We start from the raw sequence: 18,668 nt of genomic DNA on the forward strand, positions 1-18,668 counted from the left end.
CGTAGATATCAATGCCAAAGCTCACCAATAAGGCCTGAATATCGCTGAATACGCGTGCTGGTCGCTGCCCGAATCAATCCGCTCGCCCCCCACAAAGTGAACACCTTCTTCGCCCGAGTAATACCAGTGTAAAGCAATTCTTTGGTTAACACTGGCGATGGCGTCATCGGCAACAACAAGGCAACTTGGTCAAACTCAGAGCCTTGGGATTTATGTACTGTCATCGCAAAGACCACTTCGAACTCACTCAAACGACTCGGTAACAAACCAGTAAAAGAACCATCTGGCTGCATAAACCATACACGAAGGCGCTGAAACTCATCGGGCATACAAAGGCCAATATCACCGTTAAACAAACCCAATGCCGCATCGTTTCTCGTCAGCATCACCGCTTTTCCCGGATACCAAACATGGGGATCTTTTACTCGTCCACGTTGATAGAAATACTGTTCCAGTTGAGCATTCACCTTCTCGACACCAAACTCACCTTGGCGAACCGCAGTCAAAATCTGATAGCGTGAAAACACTTCGTATAGCTTGGCAATATCTAGGTTCTCACGCACCGCTTCCCAGTAATCGTCATAACCTTTGGCCAATGTCGCAATATCCGCTTTGGTTTGCCCTTCTTCTGGCGCTCGCCATTCTACATCGGCGTAATTAGATTGAAGACAACGCAATACCGCTTGGCTGTCACCTGCGTTCATGGCTTTTGCCAAGTGCCCGATGCCACTATTCGCATCAAACCGATAACTGGTGCGCAATAACATCAGCGCTCGACTTATTGGCGGAGCCGACGGGTTACCAAATTGCGCAAGGTTTTCTCCAGTCAAATTGGCAAGCCGATCAGCCCACTCTGGTTGGAAATAGACATTATCAATGCCATAAGATAAATCCCCAAGCACACTGCCCGCCTCCACAGAAGCAAGCTGGTCTTTGTCGCCTAGCAAGATCAATCGTCCGTGAGGCGGCATGGCATCGATCAATTTTGCCATCATTGGCAAATCCACCATGGACACTTCATCCACCAGCAAGACATCCAGATGCAAAGGATTGTCTTTATTATGTTTAAAACGGCTGCGACCAAATTCGCTGCCTAATAAGCGATGCAAGGTACTGGCTTGTTCTGGAATGGCAAGTTTAACCTCGTCACTTAATGGCAAATCCGCTTTGGCTTTTGATATAGATTCTGTCAATCGCGCCGCCGCCTTACCTGTTGGCGCAGCAAGTTCAATGCGCAGCACTTTGCCTTCCGCCATTGACTGAGCCACCAGCAAAGCCAATAACCTAGTTACCGTTGTCGTTTTTCCCGTTCCGGGACCACCGCTGATTACAGAGAAAGGCAAGCTCGCCGCATTGGCGACAGCGACTTTTTGCCAATCCACCTGATCAGCTTTATTAGGAAAAAGTTGCGCTAATAAACCGGCATCCACAGTAAAAGGCGCAACAGAAAATTGCCCCTTGAGATAATTCAGCACCTGCTGTTCATATTGGAAATAACGATACAAATACAAACGCGTGCCCGCCAGCACCATAGGACGTTCAGTGACATTTTCTTCTAGCGACACCAAACGGCTCGCCTGCAAAGCATCACACCAAGCAGCAACACTTTTTACACCGCTGTTTCCTAACGCCGTTCGTAACTCATCTAATTCAATGCCTTCTGGCGGCATTTGCCAAATGGTCGCTAGATCAATACAAATATGACCTGCGCCAAGGTAAGCACTGCATAACGCCCCTGCAATATGAACCGCGAGATGTTCTTCTTTGGCATGTTGCGCCAGCTGCTCAATCCACTGACGATCAATCGCTCGTAAAACCCCTTTAGATTGCCAAGCAGACAAACTAAATGACGTCGTAGCAGATGGATTTTCTTCGCGCGCTTTTTCATCAAGAGAGTCGAGCAAACCTAGCTGATTAGAAAAGTCCATATTGCACCGCCTCGTTATTTTTTGGCTTATCGCTTTCACCGCTAAACAGTTTATCTAGCGCCGTTACATGCTCAAAACTTAAACGGCTTTGAAAAATACCGGTTTGTTGTTCTGGCTGCATGCCGCGCAAGAACAAATACACCACGCCACCCACATGTTTCTCGTAATCATAATTTGGCAAACGCTGCTTCAACAATCGATGCAAGGCCAAGGTATAAAGTTGATATTGTAAATCGTATCTGTGCTCGGCAATGGCATGAATCAGCTTATCTGGCTCGTAATCCGCAAAATCATCGCCCAAATAATTCGACTTATAATCCAGCACGTAATAACAACCTTGGTATTCGAACAACAAATCAATAAAGCCTTTTAACATGCCTTTTAACGGCCGATCCTGAATCATCGGCGCAACGCGTGACACTCCATCGTGTTCGCGAGAAATCCGATCTAGCTGCAAGGCATTCATGCCCGTCACCGGAATAAAAAACTCCATCTCTTTTCGGCAAGCCGACGGCGCCAAACTGCCCAGACTCATTCCCGGCATTAGCTGGGTATTAACGATATCTGGCAGCCACTCACTCAATACGTTTTGCCATTCATCAAAACCCTGACGTTCATAAAAATCAGCCATCAGTTTATGGTGGCTGGTTTTTAATAAATCCTTAAAGCTCGGATTGCTCGACACATCATGCAGCGCTTTGCCTTCTAATGTGTCGTGCAAAAATGTCCCCGGCTTGGCACCTTTTGGAAAAGTAAAACGATTCTGCTCAGGCTCTTTTTGTTGCGATTCCAATGCCTGATCTAACACCTCTACATCATCTAGCAAAGGATCGACAAAACGCGTCATTTCATCCAAGCCTGGCACGCTTTCATCGTGGTGTTCTTTGTCTTCTACCACCAGCGAGGAATAACTTCCCACCCACCAATCTCGCTCCACACGACCCGTAAAGTGCCGCGCATGAGGCTCAGTTAATTCTACCTGCGCCATTTTGAATCTGGGTAAGCTTTGTGGTTCATCAGGCAAATCCAATAACTGCATTTGACCAGCTTGATAACGTTCGCAAAGGCGTTCGATGCTTGGGCACAAGTCACCAGCTTCCAACGGTTCGCCTTCGCCAATCAAAGCACCAACACCACTAAGATGAACATCTGACACAGCACCACGGGTTTTATTGGCACTTTTACCTACGTCCATGGTGCCAATAAAACACGCCTCTTTTGAGCGAGTTAACGCCACATAAGCCAAGCGAATTTCCGCGGCGTACAATTCTTCTTTGTGTTGCTCGGTTTGCGCTTCATCTGGATCGATAGCGATCCACAGTTGCTGCTGCGCATCGTGATATAAAGCCGATTTGTCTTGATCGCGATATGGCGTAAAGGCAAACGGCAAATAGACAATTGGATATTCCAAGCCCTTACTTTTGTGAATGGTGACAATCCGCACCAATTCTGCATCGGTTTCAAGACGAATTTTTTGCTCGTCACTGTTGCCGTTCGGGTTTTGGATCGCCAATCTGAGATAACGTAAAACGCCTTCTTTGGAATCCAGCTCAAGGGACTTTTGCTGTAACTTTTCGGTTAAATGCAGGAAGTCGGTTAAGCGACGCTCACCGCCAGTATGACTGAGCATGTTTGCCGCCAGCGATACGTTCTGCATAAACTCACGCAACATAGGCAGCAAGCCTTGCTTGTCCCAGATTTCTAGATAATCACGGAAGGCTTGTCCCCATTTTTCATACACCACGTCGTCGTGATTTAACGTATCCAGGTCTTCCAATGACCAATCAACCAAGCTGGTCGCCAAGGCCGAACGCAGTTTGCTTTCTTGCCCGTTGGATAAGATCGCCGTCAGTACGATCAATAACTCTCGTGCCTCGACCGTTTCAAACACCGAGCCTTTGTCACTCAAATACACACTGGCAATGCCGCGTTGGCGAAGCGCATCTTTCAAGGCATTGGCTTGACTAAAGTTAGTCACCAACAAGGCAACATCTTTTGGTCGTACGCCTTTGCCATCAATAAGCGCAGAGACTTGCTGCCCTTCTAGCAACAACTCATGAAGGTGCGCCGCGCAGGACTCCGCCATGGTCTGACGATACTCTTTTGCCGATACGGGTTCGTCACTGCGTTGATACAAAAACTGCAATGCGGCTTGCGTTTGGCCCTGTCGAGAAAAACCACCTGCAACGCCACGGTCTTGTACTTCAACAAAGGGAATCCCGGTGACACGAAAGGGTTCAGCTTGCGTAGTAAAAAGTCCATTCACCGACTGGATCATTGCCGCAGAAGAACGATAATTGGTTGCCAAAGAATACACACTGTCGACACGTTTTTTTGCTGCCAAATAGGTGTAAATGTCCGCGCCACGAAAGGCATAAATTGCCTGTTTTGGATCACCAATCATGATCAAACCAAGCGTATTTTGATCCACTTGCGCTGGCGCATAAATGGTGGAGAAAATTCGATATTGCACCGCATCTGTGTCTTGGAATTCGTCGATCAGAGCAATCGGATAAAGGTGGCGAATACGTTCGGCTAATTTGCCCGCTTCGTCTTTCGCTAGCGCCACATCAAGAGAAGTTAGCAAATCGGTAAAGGTCAGCGATTGCGTACTGCGTTTCCAGCGTTTCATGCGCTCTTGAGTTTGCTGCCAAAGCTGAGTTAGCAACACCGCTTTTAATCGCCCCGCATCGGGAAAGCTTTCACGCAAAGACTGCACCAAGCCAAAGAATTCGTGAGCAGGCAGGTCACCGCCTTTACTCAATCGGCTGGCGTGTTCATTGGTATCAAATTTCTCGAGACTTTTGTCTAGTTCAAAACGCGTCGAGTTCGCCCATTGCGTGATGGCTTGAATGTCTTTCGACGGATCTTTACGCCAAAAGGTACGTTTAATACCGCTGCGCTCAAGGGCGTCAATGATGTCTTGCGATTGATCAAGCCACATAGCACGAACCGCTGACATGGTTTGTTGAGCCTGACTTAGCGCACTTTCCCAATCGTAATCTGGCACGGCGATTTTGGCGTCAGGCTGGTTATTCAATAAATATAAGTCTTTCAACAAAGCATCTGGATTCGACCAAATCGGCTGAATCAAGGCCGCCTTGGTGTCGTCCATCGGATAAAACACACTGCGCCAAACGTCTTTCACCGCCATAGACAATGGCGCGAGCTCGTCGGTCTCAATGGTTTGTTGAAATAGCATGCGACTTTCAAAGGCGTTCTGGCTCAACATGCGCTGACAAAAACCATGAATGGTAAATACTGCAGCTTCGTCCATTTGCTTTTCGGCATACAGCAGCTTTTCTATGGCGCCCGCTCTTTGCTCGTCTGACATTTGCGCCATCCAATCCGCCAGAAAGACATCACTGCTTTCGCCTTGTAATAAGGCTTTTCGCGCTGCTCGAATACGATTACGAATCCGCGCTTTTAGCTCGGCGGTGGCGGCTTCCGTAAAGGTCACCACCAAAATTTGGTCGACTGTTAGCGCCTTGTCTAAATCTCCGTTATTTCCAGATAAAGCCTGTCCCGTTGGCACCAGCAAGCGCAAATACAGGTTGGCAATGGTGTAGGTTTTCCCTGTGCCTGCGCTGGCTTCGATTAGGCGTTTGCCAAACAATGGAAAGGTTAAGGCGTTTAGCGGCTCAGGAATCATGTTTAAGGCTTCTGCATTAGCAGAAGGCTCATTAACGGAAACAGACTCGGAAGAAAGACTCATTCCATCACCTCCAAATGACGATGCATGGGCAACCAAATTTGCTCACACAAGGCGACAAACTGCGCCTTTTGGCGATTTAAATCGGGGAAATAACGCTGCCAATAAGCGTCGTCTACTTCACTGCGAGTAAAGGCGCTGCTGTTGTCTTGATAAAGCTTCAGCGCTTGCTCCCAAGCGATATCCGCGTCTTCTTGCGTTTTGCTCGAACAATAACTTTTGCACCATGCATCTGCGCTTTTGGCTGGCAAGGCAATCGGCTGACACAACCCCTGCTGCAATAAAGCCAACATGCTGTTTAAATATTCTTGGGCATCGTTCGGCGGGATGATAATAAAACTGTGCTGAAGCAACTTGCCGGTTTTGGTCAGATTAATAAGATGATGTTGTTTTGGCGTACCTTGCGCGCACAAGGCTAAATGCTCGATCCATGTCTGCATTTTTTGATGAGCGGATAAATCACCAATGCGATAAGACAAACGCGTGGTCGCCGTCGGTAAATCCAACCAAGCTTGCAGCACAATACTGCCAAGAGCCAAGTTCACTTCTATCGGCTCGCATTCTTCTAGCGCATAACCTTGCAGCACAGACAAAAGCTGCTGGCATTGGCCTCGGCTCTGTTGCAAAGACAAACGCCCTAGCGCGCCATAGGGCAACGCGCCCATTAGAGACAAACGCTCGACGAACTGATCTTCATCGCCTTTTAACATGGCTTGCAGCAAGCTTTCGCGTAATTGATAACCCGCCAAGCCATCCAGTGCGAACGGCTCATCTTCTTTTTCGTCCTCTTCTTGCAGGCTCAAATAGGCTTTTAAGCGACGCTGAGTAAAGTAACGTGTCGGATGGCCAATAAAGCGCGACAGCTCATCGAGAGCAAGGTCCAACCTTGGTTGCTCTAAGCCATCAAGTGGTAAGAACTCAAGATATTCATCCTCCACAGGCACACTGAGCAGAGCAGGCAACCATTGCTCATCATAACTGTATAAGCGCTTATCAAACGCAACAGCTGATTCTTGCGAGTCGCTCTGTTGATTAAAATAGTAAGCGGCGTTAAAAGGCTGCAAAGGATGCTCGAGAATTAATCGCTCTAACAAGGCTTTCTGCGCCTCGTCTGGCGCTAATGTTTGATCGTCTTCAAACACACAACTTTGACCTATGTATTCCAACAGCTCACTCACCAAGATAGACGGATTTTTCTCACTGTTGTCTTGAATACTGCGTCCCACATAACTGATGTAGAAACAATCTCGTGCTGACATCAGCGCTTCAAGGAATAAATATTTATCGTCTTCTCGTCGACTTCGGTCGCCACTGCGATATTGCCCAACCATCAAATCAAAGCCCATGGGTGCAACGCTACGCGGATAGTCACCTTCGTTTAATCCCAACACACAAATCACTTTAAAGGGCACGGAACGCATAGGCATCAAGGTACAAAAGTTCACTCGACCTGCTAAGAAGCGCTGACCACCTTGAGACTCTTGCAACAAAGGCGATAACAACTGGCGGATCACTTGCTGATCCAATGGGGCATCAAAATGCGCTTGTTGCCATTGCAAGGCTAGAGTGTCGAGTTGCTTAGTCAGCAAAACTTGAAAAGCATCGTCTTCTTCCAACAAAAAAAAACGCTCTGCTAAATAATACAAAGTCGAAACCCAGTCTTTAGGAACAAGGGATTCCATCAACCTAGCTTGAGCGTCGTCAATGGCAACCAAGAACTCCGCCAGTTTCCCCGCCACCGAGGCCTCTAAACCTTCCACATCGCCGTAACTTAGCGTGCCTTCCCAAATATGATCATGACCCATGGCGTAACCCAATAACATGCGACGCACACCATTCAGCCATGTATGCGATTCTTGTATTGGCAGATCATGCTGTTGAGCGGTTTTACCATCCAAGCCCCAGCGAATACCCACTTCCGTCGACCATTGACGAATACGCTCTAATTCATCGGCGGTTAATTCAAAACGCGCCAACACCGCAGGCACTTCCAGCACGCTGATCAATTCGGATAAAGTAAAACGGCTTTCGCCTAAGCCGAGCAAATACAAATAGGCATCGACAATCGGATTTTCCATGCCGCCAGATTGGTCAATCAAGGCAAAGGGAATGTGTTTTCTGACTTGAGCTTGTCCGCTCTTTTTTTCAGCACCAAAGACGGCCTTCACAAACGGGCTGTAGGTGTTTACGTCGGGCAACATGACAATGACGTCTTTTGGCGTCAAGCTCGGATCGCTCTCGAACATTTGCAACAACTGATCATGCAAGACTTCCACTTCACGCAATGGGCTGTGACAACGATGCACACGAATACTTTGATCATCAGCAGTAATCGAATGGCGATACTCGGCATTGGTAATGCTAGCGTCTCGCTCTTGTTGCGAGCCGTGGTTTTCTAAGGACAGCACATCTTGCTGAATCCATTGCAGCAAACCACTCGCTTGCTCGCTCTGATAGTCTTCAAAGACTTCTAATTCGTTGTCGGCCATTTCTTGTAGCTGAGCAATGTAGTCTCGACCTAGGCGCCCCCAGCTTGCCAGTAAAGGATTGGCATCCAAATGCAATGTGTCCGTACTCAACCCAGGCTTGAGAGTTTGGCGTTTTATTTCTCGACCTAAATAATGCTTGTCGACCACATCCCCCCAGTAAAAGCGGCAAGGATTCTGCAAAAATAAATGCACATCAATCCAACCAGAAGCCGCCAACACGCGAAGAGATTCCAGCGTATTTGGTGGCAAAGAAGACACACCAAAAATAAAGATACGCTCGGGCACACCAGCTGGCCGAGAAGACGATTGCGTGGCGTCATGCAAGGCTTCAATCAAATTACCACGATGATAAAGCGATGTTCCCTGCTGGCTCACATCGGCAACCAGATCGCGCCACAAAATGGCTTGCCAAGGTTGCAGCTCAAAGATGGCTTTCAGCTTGGGGTCCTGTGCTTCGCCACCTTCCCAAGATTTGATCCAATCCGGACGGTAAACCAAATATTGGTCGTAAATATCGGCAATGCTGCTGCATAACTGGAAGCGGCAGATTTGTGTATCGTCTTCTTCCAGGTACCAACTTAATGCCTGAAATTCTGGCTCACCAAGACGAGAGTCCAGCAAACGCATTAAACGCCATACTAAAAAAGGCTTGTTAAATTCACTTTGCGCGGGAATATCATTAAGCGTCTGAGAAAAGGTTTGCCAAACAAAGGTAGAAGGCAGAGGAAACACCAAACCTGCGGCAATAGAATGGGACTCGGCCAAAAACATTTTCAACCATTGCGCCATGCCAGGGTTTTGCACCAAGATAGATTCATCATCAAACGGATTTTCTGGCGGTGAAACAGCCAAAATCTTCGCAAGCAACACGGCCAAATCCTCTAGACGGTTACTTGTGTAAAGTTGAAACATGTACGAATCCTAGGCTTCAGAAAAAGAATCAATAAAGTTAACGGGCTAAGTGACATAAACCTCAACCAATAGTTTAAGCTGTATTGTAATCAGCTTTTTAAGCTGGGAATAAGCCTAACCTTGGAAGCGATAAAAAAGAAGAACTGAATGCTTTAAATAAAACAGGGATGGAATGATAAATTGGTGGAGCCTAGCGGGATCGAACCGCTGACCTGTTCGCTGCCAGCGAACCGCTCTCCCAGCTGAGCTAAGGCCCCAAAAACAGCCGTGGATTTTATGGGCGCTTCCCCACGGTGTCAACCTTTTTACAAATCATAGGACGTATTTTTAAGGCGTCAAAACAACAAAATCAAATACTTAAAGAGTTACAATGATAAAACTATTTATGATTTGATAAATCTTTGTTTTAGCAGTACAAAGCAATAGCGCAACAAACCTTGATAATAAGAGAACAACAATGATCGAGTTTCCAACGGTATTAGATGATCTAATGATGGCTCAACAACCCATACTCAAAAGAACAAAAGAAATTTTTGGGTATGAGCTTTTATTCCGTGGAAAGGACGCTCTAAAGGCCAATATTTCTGATGGTGAAACCGCTACTAGCCAAGTATTGGTTAACTTATGCATTGGTATTACCAAACTCGAGTCTCAATTAAGAAAGCCGTTTTTTATTAACATGACAACCGATCTAATATTGTCAGACGCTTTTTTTCCTATTGATCCAGACACTGTCTATATCGAAATTCTCGAAAGCCAAAAGCTAACACCAGATTTTTTTGCCGCATTAAAAAAGTGGCGCTCTGCTGGTTACCGATTCGCCTTGGACGATTATCAGTTCAATGCTGAATATCAGGCACTCTTGCCTTGGGTATCTATCGTAAAAATAGATGTGTTGGCGACACCACCAGAACAATACACAACACAAATCGCGGAACTTAAATCCAAAGGCTTAATTTTACTCGCTGAAAAAGTCGAAAACTTAGCCATGTTTGATCTTTGCAAAAAGCTCGGCTTCGATTTATTCCAAGGTTATTTTTTACAGCGCCCTGAACTCATCAAGGGTAAGAGAATCGACTCCGCAACACATGGTGCCATTGAACTGGTCAACGCTCTGCAGAATAAAGACATTAGCATTGATGCCATCGCGAATTTAGTCACCAAAAGCCCAAAGCTGTCTTATCAGCTGCTGCGAATCCTAAATAGCCCAGTATGCGGCGTTGCCAAAACCGTTGTCTCGATAAAAGAAGCGGTCATTTTTCTGGGTTTGGTGCAATTAAAGAAATGGGCTTTGCTTATTACACTAACCTCGTCATCAAACCAGCCGAGTTCATTGCTAAAAATTCTATTAACTCGCGGACGCTGCTGCCAACTGCTGGCCGAGAGCAAAAAATCAGCCAATGCAGACTCTGCATTTATGGTTGGGCTGATGTCTGGCATAGACGCCGTGTTTAACGTCGAGAAATCGGTCGTCTTAAAACAAATCGCCTTAGACAAAACCGCCTTGGACGCCATAATGAATCAGACTGGGGAACTTGGAGCCTACTTAAAGCAAACGCTGTACTGTGAAGAGCAGAAGTGGGAAAGCATTGAGTCTATGAATCCAGCAGATCGAACGGTTTTAAATAGAGCCTTTTTAGACGCCATGCTTTGGTCTGAAGAAGTCATGCTTTCAATAAATTGAGAGCTTCGCACAACTACACTACTGTGCTCACCAATACCTAGTTAAAAGGTCTCAAATTAAATTAAATGCATTTTTTTTCGTTAAACGATTGACACCTATAGTCAAGGCCAGTATGGTCGAATTGGTAGACACGACGGATTCAAAATTAATCGCGTCTATTGAGTTTTAAGAAAAATTCATACTAAAATCAATGACTTGAAAAATAAAACTATTTATTAAAGATAAGGATTTGTAAATGAAAAATAGTATTTCTGCAATTATTCTATCTTGTTGTGTAAGCACTGCATTTGCGGCTGACGATTTCCATTTTGGAATTGAAAGTGGTTTAGTTGCATCAGAAATACATGTAGATGACGTGGCTCAATCATTAGCAAATAAAACAGGACGTACCATATATTATACGCGTGAAAGAGGAGCACCTTCGTTTCGAATTTTTGGAACATTTCCGACATCTGAAAATGTAAATATTGAAATCGGTTATCTTAATACATCCAGCACTAATGTTGATTTTAGTGCATCATTAACAACAGATACAATCAATGCAGCAGTTGAAATATCTGGCCTAGACTTCGGCATTAAATATAATCCTAAAGAAAGTTTTTACCTTAAAGCTGGTGTTCATCGTTATAAAATAGAATTTAATGTAACAGGTCAAATTGCTGGTTATACTTTCGTATCGTCATCAAAAACAGGTATTGGTCAATTTTTTGGTGCAGGTTATCAGGCAAATGAGCATTTAACGGTAGGTATTAACTTCCTAGCAAGCATTGGTGGAAATTCATATTATAGTGCTTCATATGCATACGTTGGTTATCAGTTTTAAATCTTCAAAAGTAAAACTGTATTAGTTCAAGAATTTTTACAGAAATGCGTGTCTATTTGAGTCCGCCCAGCGTCACCATATATATTAAAGTCCCCTCTGGGGCTTTAATATATATCCCGCCAAAAAACCTTATCTCTTAATTGAAAGCCTTTATAAAACACTCCATAAAGATCATTTAAACGCCTTATATACCCTCATCGCTTCGCTCTTTGGCACTTCCAGAAACGCCCGAAGGGCATATCCCTTTAATCTCTTAATGCACTTAAATAAATCTTACTTTTGTTTTTTCGTCTATTTGAAAAAATAAAAGCAAGAAAGTTAAAGTCACTCCACTCTTTTATTATTAATTCTTGTATTAAAGATCTTAGTTAAAGATCTTAATTAATAGGGGGGTATTCACTTCGCATTGGGGGGAGCATTCATTTCGCTTTAGGGGGGTAATTCAATTCGCGTCTGGGGGTATGCTCATTTCGCATTGTTTATATTTGACATTATTAAAAATTATGTTTAATTAAATATTAGAAACAAAAAAAATCGCGTACAAATTAATGTATACGATTTTTAAAAAGCTTCCGTCTCACTGGAATAATTAAAAATATATCATCAAATATTAATTTGTCAAACAATATATTGTAAAACTTATCATTCCAAAAAAGAAGTTTTTAAACTTAAATAAGGAATAATGAGCAATGAACGAATTAATATTTTTATCACTAACTAAAGAAATTATGAAACCAAAGAATGAATTACATAAATATCTATTTGATTTTGAAGACAATGTAAGATTTAAAGTATTTTTAGCAATACTTTCAATATCAACAACTATCTACAAAAAAAATAAAGTAGATCACATACAAATTTTCTCAATAGATGGGTTACTAGGTGTAAATAGCTTTTTACCCCGCTCAGGAAAATTAACATTTAATACAATTGAAGACATTATAAATTCATTAAAATCACCTTTTTTTGAAACTATTTCAGTAGATAAAAAATTAGTGAGCTTTAAGCTTTCGTATAAATACATTAGCGAAATGAATAAAAACACTGGATTTAATAAAATCGAATTGAAAAAGTTAAAGTCTTGTAGAGATATTAAAGCTACAAAGTTGGCTTTAATTATAGAAAACCACAAAAAGGGCTATTTACATCTAAATTATTTATTAGACGTTCTAAAAGTGCCAGATAAAAAACAAAGAAAAGAAAGGATAAAGCAAATAAAAAACGCTTTCAAAAGCATAAATGTAGATTTTGAGTATAAATATCCAGCCAATCAAAACGCACCAGTATTAGAAGAACACTATAAATTTTATTATTAAAATTTATAGTGCCTTTTATTTGAATTTTCATTTTTAACATTATTATTTAGATCATTATTATTTAGATCATTATTATGATCTATTTTTAACCTAAATAATCCATCTTTATCATCTAATATACTTTTTAGTGATCTATCTTTATTTAACTCATTTAGGACATAATCTGTATCATATTTATTATTTAATTTTGATAATACAAATTTTCTTTGCTCATCTATACTATTATTAGTTAATTTATTATCATAAAGATTAATTAAATTTGAATTGCTCATTTTTTCGCTTAAAACAACACTTTTAACATCATCAAGAGAGATTAAAGAATTTTCTAACTGGAAGAAGAATAAATCATCTTTATTACTCTTATAGGCAACTTTCATAGATTTTAAAGTAAGTTCTTTATTTTGTGAACTTGCACCATTCCAGCCGTTCTCCTTCGCTATTTTATAAGTCAATTCTAAATCGAAAGGATTTGAATTTGGGCTTAATGAGATTGTTTTTTTATCTTCGCTGATTTTTAAATTATAGTTATTAGGTCTTTTTTCTTCATCTTTTTTATTGTAAAAAATTGACAATGAACCATCTATATTTTTAATTTGCTTATAATTATAGTTTATATTTTTAACATCGAAATCATTACTAATACTTAATTTTTCATCATTTTTAAAGCTTGTATTAGTTAAGTATTCGAATAAATCAGCATCATTTTTTTTAATTTTGCCATAAGTCAAATATGAATTAATTTTTCCAGCAGCAAGAGAAATATCATCATTTAACGATGTAAATGTTATGCCGCCTGTTCCGTTTTCTCTTTTATTTACATAAATTTCTATCTTATTATCATTTAGTATATCAATAAATTCTTGTGTCGTTTTAGACTTCCTGTATGCATTATTAACCGTATTTTTTAACTTTGAAAAAACATCATCATCATTTAAAAGATCATCTTTTTTATCTAATATTTTTTTTTCTTCATTACTAATAACATTAATTTTCATTTCATTAAATAATTTTTTATCAACTAATTTATGATGAGTATTATTTCTTTTTTTCCAGTCTTTTTTTATTTTTCTTTGAAGGTTTGAAACTTCATTTTTATTCTCATTTATTAAACTTTCTTTATATTCATTGTCAATTTGAACTTGATCAGTAAACAAATTTTGAACTTTCTTAAAGACACTGTATTTGATAGGTTTTTCTAATTCAGTAATTTTTTCAAATATTACATTTATTTTATTATTAACTATTTTTTTATTATTTGTATGAATATTTTTATTATTATTTATATCTGAAATTAATTTATTTTCTTTTTTTTTCAAAGGATATTTAATATTGCCAAATTCGTCAATTTTACAATCATAATCAATTGCTTTATTTTTAACGATTTTTTTATTGTCATCACTCAAATTTGGGACATATATTTTCTTTTTTTTGTTATTAACGTCAGTTTTCCATACATAATTTTTAGGGTCATTTTTACCTGTGTATGTTAATTTATGTTCTTTCTCTATTTTTTGTGCTGCTGACTGTCTTTTTAAGCCTGAATTGCTTTGTCTATGGTAGTTGCCCGTTTCGTCGTGATATCCCCTGACGATGTGAAAATGAAGCTTCCCGCTGTCGATCTGCGGCCATATCATATATGGCGTTTTTTCAAAATTAGGATCGTATTTTTTAGCTGTTTTTATTGCTAATTTTAAAGCGTTAGCCATACCTAATCTTTCATCATCATCATTTGAAAATGATATTACAGAATGCTCGTATAGGTATTTTTGACGTGAATTTTTAGATAGTTGTGAATTAGCATCAACTGATAAAATAAAGTTATCTACGAGCTGGTTATATTCGTTTTCGTCGTTTATATTTGAACAATAACCACAATTAGAAGATACTGAAATTAACCTAGGATTATTAGAATTGTTTAATCCTGCTTTATTATTGCTATTGTATTTGACAACTTTTTTTAATTGTCTAATTGTCGTTGCTTCATGTTTTAAGGAAAAAATAGTCATTATTTCCCCCTGTTCGCTTGTTTTACGTGTTTTGTGAAATAATTTTTAGCTTTAATTCCCTGACTTAAAAAATCTTTGATCTTTTTAATATCATCATCATTTAATGATTTTCTTTCATTTGCTACTTTTGCAAGTTGATTTAAATTATTTCCATACTTAATAAGGTGATTTAATACTTTTAAAGAATGCCCTTCTTTATCTACATAAACACTTTTAAAGCCTTTTCCATTATTCATATAATGAATAATTAAAGCTTCCCAAGTTTTCAATCCAGAGTTTCTTTTCTGCTCGTTTAGTAAATCATAAGTTTTATCATCTACTCTTATGTGAATACTTTTTCTTCTATTTTTTTTATTTTTGTTTTCCATTTTCAATTCCTTTTTTGTTTATAATTTATCCAAGTGCAACGCGGAAAATTATGCTGTTTATTTTATATCTATCTCTCAAATTTAATTTATTAAATTTCATATTTTCGGAGAAAATCAAGTTAGTTTGGGGAACCCAAGCTTCTACTTGCAATATAATACATTTAGCATATTTGATTGATCTGTCAAATCAATATAAAAAAAGAGAAAGGAAAAAGAAAAAGGCACTTCGTGCCCTTCTGGAAATGAAATTTAGGGGTTATTTGTTATGTTTGAAAAACTCTTCAGCTTGATTATAAAAACTTAATAATTCAGCTTCTGTAGGATCTGGCGGTATATCATCATAATCTGTATAAGATACATTATTTAGAATAGCTTTTAATTCTAATTCATTGCGATTAAAATCTGTCAAACTATCTATATGCGCCTGCTGTGATAATTTATAACTATCATAATGTTTCTCTATCATCTCAACCGAACTACCAACGTATTTCGCAATTAGATAAATATCTACGCCTTGCATAAGTCTTTTTGTTATAAACGTATGGCGACAACTGTATAAAGTATAATGAGTATTTATTAAATTGTTTTCTTTCAAATAGTCTGTAAATTGTTTAAAAATGTCGCTAAGTTCTGCGATTTTATTAAAAGAAGTTTCTAAAATCAATTTATTACTGTATATAAAATTATCAATAGTGATATTCTTATCTTTCTGTGTAATTTTAGCAATGTTAACAATTGCGTTAATTGCTTTTGAACTTAAAGCAATAACACGACCATTCGAATATTTTTTCGTCTTGCCTTTGCTGATTTTCACAAGGTAATTATCATTTTCTATCAATAAATCATCTTTGTAGTAAGAATGTTTTTTCTTCTTGATATCATTAAAACGTAAATTTATAAATTCTTCGCCAGTCCTCAATCCCGTTTCTAATAATATTAGAAAATATTCATTAAGTATTTTTCTGTATTCAACAGTCTTAAAATTAGCTTTTCGTCCATTTTTTTCGATTTCGTGAAAGTTTGGTAGATGCTCTAAAATAATCTTTAAATCTTCATCATTAAAAGCGTCTCTTGCCTCAACTTTAAAAGATTTTACCTTCGGAATTATAGGAATATCATTTTTCTTAATTATTTTTTCTTCTTCTAAATATTCCAGTATCATTTTAAAACAAGTTTTATTAATATTTTTTCTCGTGACAGATAATTCTTGACTATCAAAATAATCCCTTATTTTTTTAGTTGTAAAATCAACGATTTCGACATTTTTAAAGAATGGAATGATAAAATTTGAAAAGACTGTTTTATAGTCTTTATAGATTTGTAGCTGTGTTTTTTTACTATCTAACTGAATAATTACATTATTTACAATATCTTCAATGTAAATTTTTTTATTAGCTAAAATAGCTAATCCTTGCTTATTTCGGTTTTCGAGTTCGGAACGGAGTTCCCAAGCTCTGAACTTCGCTTCGTCTTCGTCTGACACTCCTAAGCTTCGCTTAATTTCTACTCCATTCACTCGTATACGAGCGTAAAAATTATTTGAGTTTTTAACTCTATAAATAGCTAAACTCTTCGCTAAACGCTCGTATTTTGCTACCATATGGCAATCTCTTATGTAAATAGTTGTATAGTAAGTTGTATAGCAACTTTAAATAACTACATAAGACTATGATTTTCAAGGGCTTTTGTAAAGACAGTATAAGTTCAAAATCCGTTGCCTTCGGGTGTGGCGGTTCGAGTCCGCCTACTGGTACCAACATTAAAAAAGCGCTTACTTCGGTAAGCGCTTTTTTTTGCTCTCACGATCACATCAGAGTAATGCAAACCAATGCTTACTAAAAAACCACCCTGTTTTCTAGTAAGCACTCGCCAACCCAATCTCACAAATACCGATCAGTAATCCGCGTCAAAGCCATGAGTCACGTAGTCAGGCAGATCTTCTTCTTTCGGTATCGGCATCGATTTACCGAACTCATCGATTGCAACAAATTTAAACATACCTTCCGTCACCTTTTCGCGCTTACCAATACGGCCACGACGCACCCAAGCTTCCACAAGAATATTCATTGAAGTACGACCAACCGACTCAACTCTAGTATAAACACCTAAAATATCGCCGACTTTTACTGGTCGGATAAAACTCATGCCATCCAAGGCAACCGTCACTACACGAGATTGAGCGCGCTGACCCGCACATATACCAGCCGCGATGTCCATTTGCGATACCACCCAACCTCCAAAAATATCACCTGCTGGATTAGTATCTCCCGGCATAGCAACCGTCCTAGTCGTAAGACGACCTTTTGCCTTTTCTTCAAACTCTGACATAACACTCTCTCAATCAATTTTCTATGCTTACTAAAAGCAAGTGTATCTGTTTATGTAGTCAGAGGGTAACAACAAAATATTATCGCAAGCATTTAAAAAACTCATGACAACACGCATAAACGCTAAGTTATTTTGTTAACTCAGTCTCGTAATAAATAGCCGTTCCTTTCGCTTCCGTTGTCGGGAACGAGAAGCTCGAACCAATAGACGTTCCGAACCCACCTGCACTGCTGGCACTAATACCAACACCGGTTCCTAAACGTCTGAAAGACAACTGAGTCACATCGTCTAAAATAACGCCGTTCGCACCAATCTTAGCCGCTTGCTCTTTTAACTCTTGAGTGGCCTTTTCTTTTCTAGAGTCTTCCGTAAAGCCGTTATCACTAGAAGCACTCACCGTACCAATGACTTTATAATCAAACGCTGGCGCTTCTTCATATATCGTCACTTGCTCCACTTCAAGCTCTGGCATCTGCTGCCCAGTAACAACATGAGATCCAGAAGAACAACCAAACAACAACACTGGCAACGCTAAAACGGATAAGTATTTAATAGAATTAATCATGACACTACCTCACCTTAGAAGCTGGAATCATAACAGTGTTGCACAAAGAGCGTGAAAGCAGATCGATAAAAGTGTGGATTTTCGTATAAAAGCTATAAAACAAACCGAATAACCTACAAGCTAACAGACAAATTATTACCTATGATTAAAGTACCAATAACTTTATACGCGCAAAGCCAGATGAGAGGTGCAAATGAGCGAACTACTAGAGACAGACATTTCATGCCCCTACTGCGGCGAAAGCATCGAAGTCGTGATAGAAGTGCTAGATGAAAGCCAAGAATACATAGAAGACTGCCAAGTCTGCTGCCGCCCGATCACCTTCAACATCGACACCGCCTTCGACGGCTCAACCTCGGTTTCGGTTCACTCGGAAAATGAGACGTATTGACTGAAATAAATTAAAGGTTTTCGCGCTTATAGATGACCCATATGTTAGGCCTTTTTTGATTAGATTAGCATGACCAGAACTGAGCACTGTGCTGGCTAGTGATGTTGGTGTTGATGACTTGGAAGAATTTTAGTCAGCACAGGTCT

12 protein-coding genes and 1 tRNA gene are annotated in these 18,668 nt (G+C 39.9%); 4 read left to right on the forward strand and 9 right to left on the reverse strand.

The features are described 5' to 3' along the window. Positions 1-8 precede the first annotated feature (8 nt). The 4 genes from recD to ACO05V_RS17805 all read right to left on the reverse strand — a co-directional run bounded on the left by recD (position 9) and on the right by ACO05V_RS17805 (position 9,298). A complete protein-coding gene (recD, locus tag ACO05V_RS17790; protein ID WP_421854649.1) occupies positions 9-1,928 on the reverse strand; it encodes an exodeoxyribonuclease V subunit alpha in 1,920 nt (639 codons plus the stop codon). Beyond that, entirely contained in the window at positions 1,915-5,643 is a 3,729-nt protein-coding gene (recB, locus tag ACO05V_RS17795; RefSeq protein ID WP_421854652.1) for an exodeoxyribonuclease V subunit beta, read from the reverse strand. The genes recD and recB overlap by 14 nt, the downstream gene beginning before the upstream one ends. Next, complete coding sequence (recC, locus tag ACO05V_RS17800) at positions 5,640-9,041, reverse strand: exodeoxyribonuclease V subunit gamma (protein WP_421854656.1); 3,402 nt, start codon at positions 9,039-9,041, stop codon at positions 5,640-5,642. Before recC ends, recB begins: the two co-directional genes overlap by 4 nt. A 181-nt stretch (positions 9,042-9,222) precedes the next feature. Further along, a tRNA-Ala gene (locus ACO05V_RS17805) sits at positions 9,223-9,298 on the reverse strand. A gap of 200 nt (positions 9,299-9,498) precedes the next feature. On the opposite strand from ACO05V_RS17805, the gene ACO05V_RS17810 reads away from it, so the two are divergent. The 3 genes from ACO05V_RS17810 (at position 9,499) to ACO05V_RS17820 (ending at position 12,864) form a co-directional block, all read left to right on the forward strand. Further along, positions 9,499-10,725, forward strand: a complete 1,227-nt coding sequence (locus ACO05V_RS17810) for an EAL and HDOD domain-containing protein (RefSeq protein WP_421854659.1) — start codon at positions 9,499-9,501, stop codon at positions 10,723-10,725. 235 nt (positions 10,726-10,960) lie between these two features. Then, positions 10,961-11,548: a hypothetical protein gene (locus ACO05V_RS17815; RefSeq protein ID WP_421854662.1), complete on the forward strand. Its 588-nt coding sequence runs from the start codon at positions 10,961-10,963 to the stop codon at positions 11,546-11,548. Positions 11,549-12,237: 689 nt separating this feature from the next. Continuing rightward, complete coding sequence (locus ACO05V_RS17820; protein WP_421854665.1) at positions 12,238-12,864, forward strand: hypothetical protein; 627 nt, start codon at positions 12,238-12,240, stop codon at positions 12,862-12,864. Here the strand turns inward: ACO05V_RS17820 and ACO05V_RS17825 are convergent. The 5 genes from ACO05V_RS17825 to ACO05V_RS17845 form a co-directional block, all read right to left on the reverse strand. Next, positions 12,861-14,870 (reverse strand): hypothetical protein, encoded by a 2,010-nt coding sequence (locus tag ACO05V_RS17825; RefSeq protein ID WP_421854668.1) that lies wholly within the window; start codon positions 14,868-14,870, stop codon positions 12,861-12,863. The two genes, ACO05V_RS17820 and ACO05V_RS17825, sit on opposite strands and share 4 nt — an antisense overlap. Continuing rightward, on the reverse strand, positions 14,870-15,238 hold the full coding sequence (gene mobC / locus ACO05V_RS17830; protein ID WP_100185579.1) for a plasmid mobilization relaxosome protein MobC: 369 nt from the start codon (positions 15,236-15,238) through the stop codon (positions 14,870-14,872). The genes ACO05V_RS17825 and mobC overlap by 1 nt, the downstream gene beginning before the upstream one ends. A gap of 256 nt (positions 15,239-15,494) precedes the next feature. Next, positions 15,495-16,838 carry a tyrosine-type recombinase/integrase gene (locus ACO05V_RS17835; RefSeq protein ID WP_421854672.1) on the reverse strand — a complete coding sequence of 448 codons (1,344 nt, stop codon included), beginning with the start codon at positions 16,836-16,838 and terminating at the stop codon, positions 15,495-15,497. Positions 16,839-17,131: 293 nt separating this feature from the next. Next, positions 17,132-17,566: an acyl-CoA thioesterase gene (locus tag ACO05V_RS17840; RefSeq protein ID WP_421854675.1), complete on the reverse strand. Its 435-nt coding sequence runs from the start codon at positions 17,564-17,566 to the stop codon at positions 17,132-17,134. A gap of 127 nt (positions 17,567-17,693) precedes the next feature. Then, entirely contained in the window at positions 17,694-18,131 is a 438-nt protein-coding gene (locus tag ACO05V_RS17845) for a hypothetical protein (RefSeq protein ID WP_421854678.1), read from the reverse strand. A gap of 193 nt (positions 18,132-18,324) precedes the next feature. On the opposite strand from ACO05V_RS17845, the gene ACO05V_RS17850 reads away from it, so the two are divergent. Then, entirely contained in the window at positions 18,325-18,522 is a 198-nt protein-coding gene (locus ACO05V_RS17850) for a CPXCG motif-containing cysteine-rich protein (RefSeq protein ID WP_072841189.1), read from the forward strand. Positions 18,523-18,668: the final 146 nt, after the last annotated feature.

It is taken from the genome of Marinomonas sp., assembly GCF_965225885.1.
In the GTDB taxonomy this organism is placed as follows: Bacteria; Pseudomonadota; Gammaproteobacteria; order Pseudomonadales; family Marinomonadaceae; genus Marinomonas.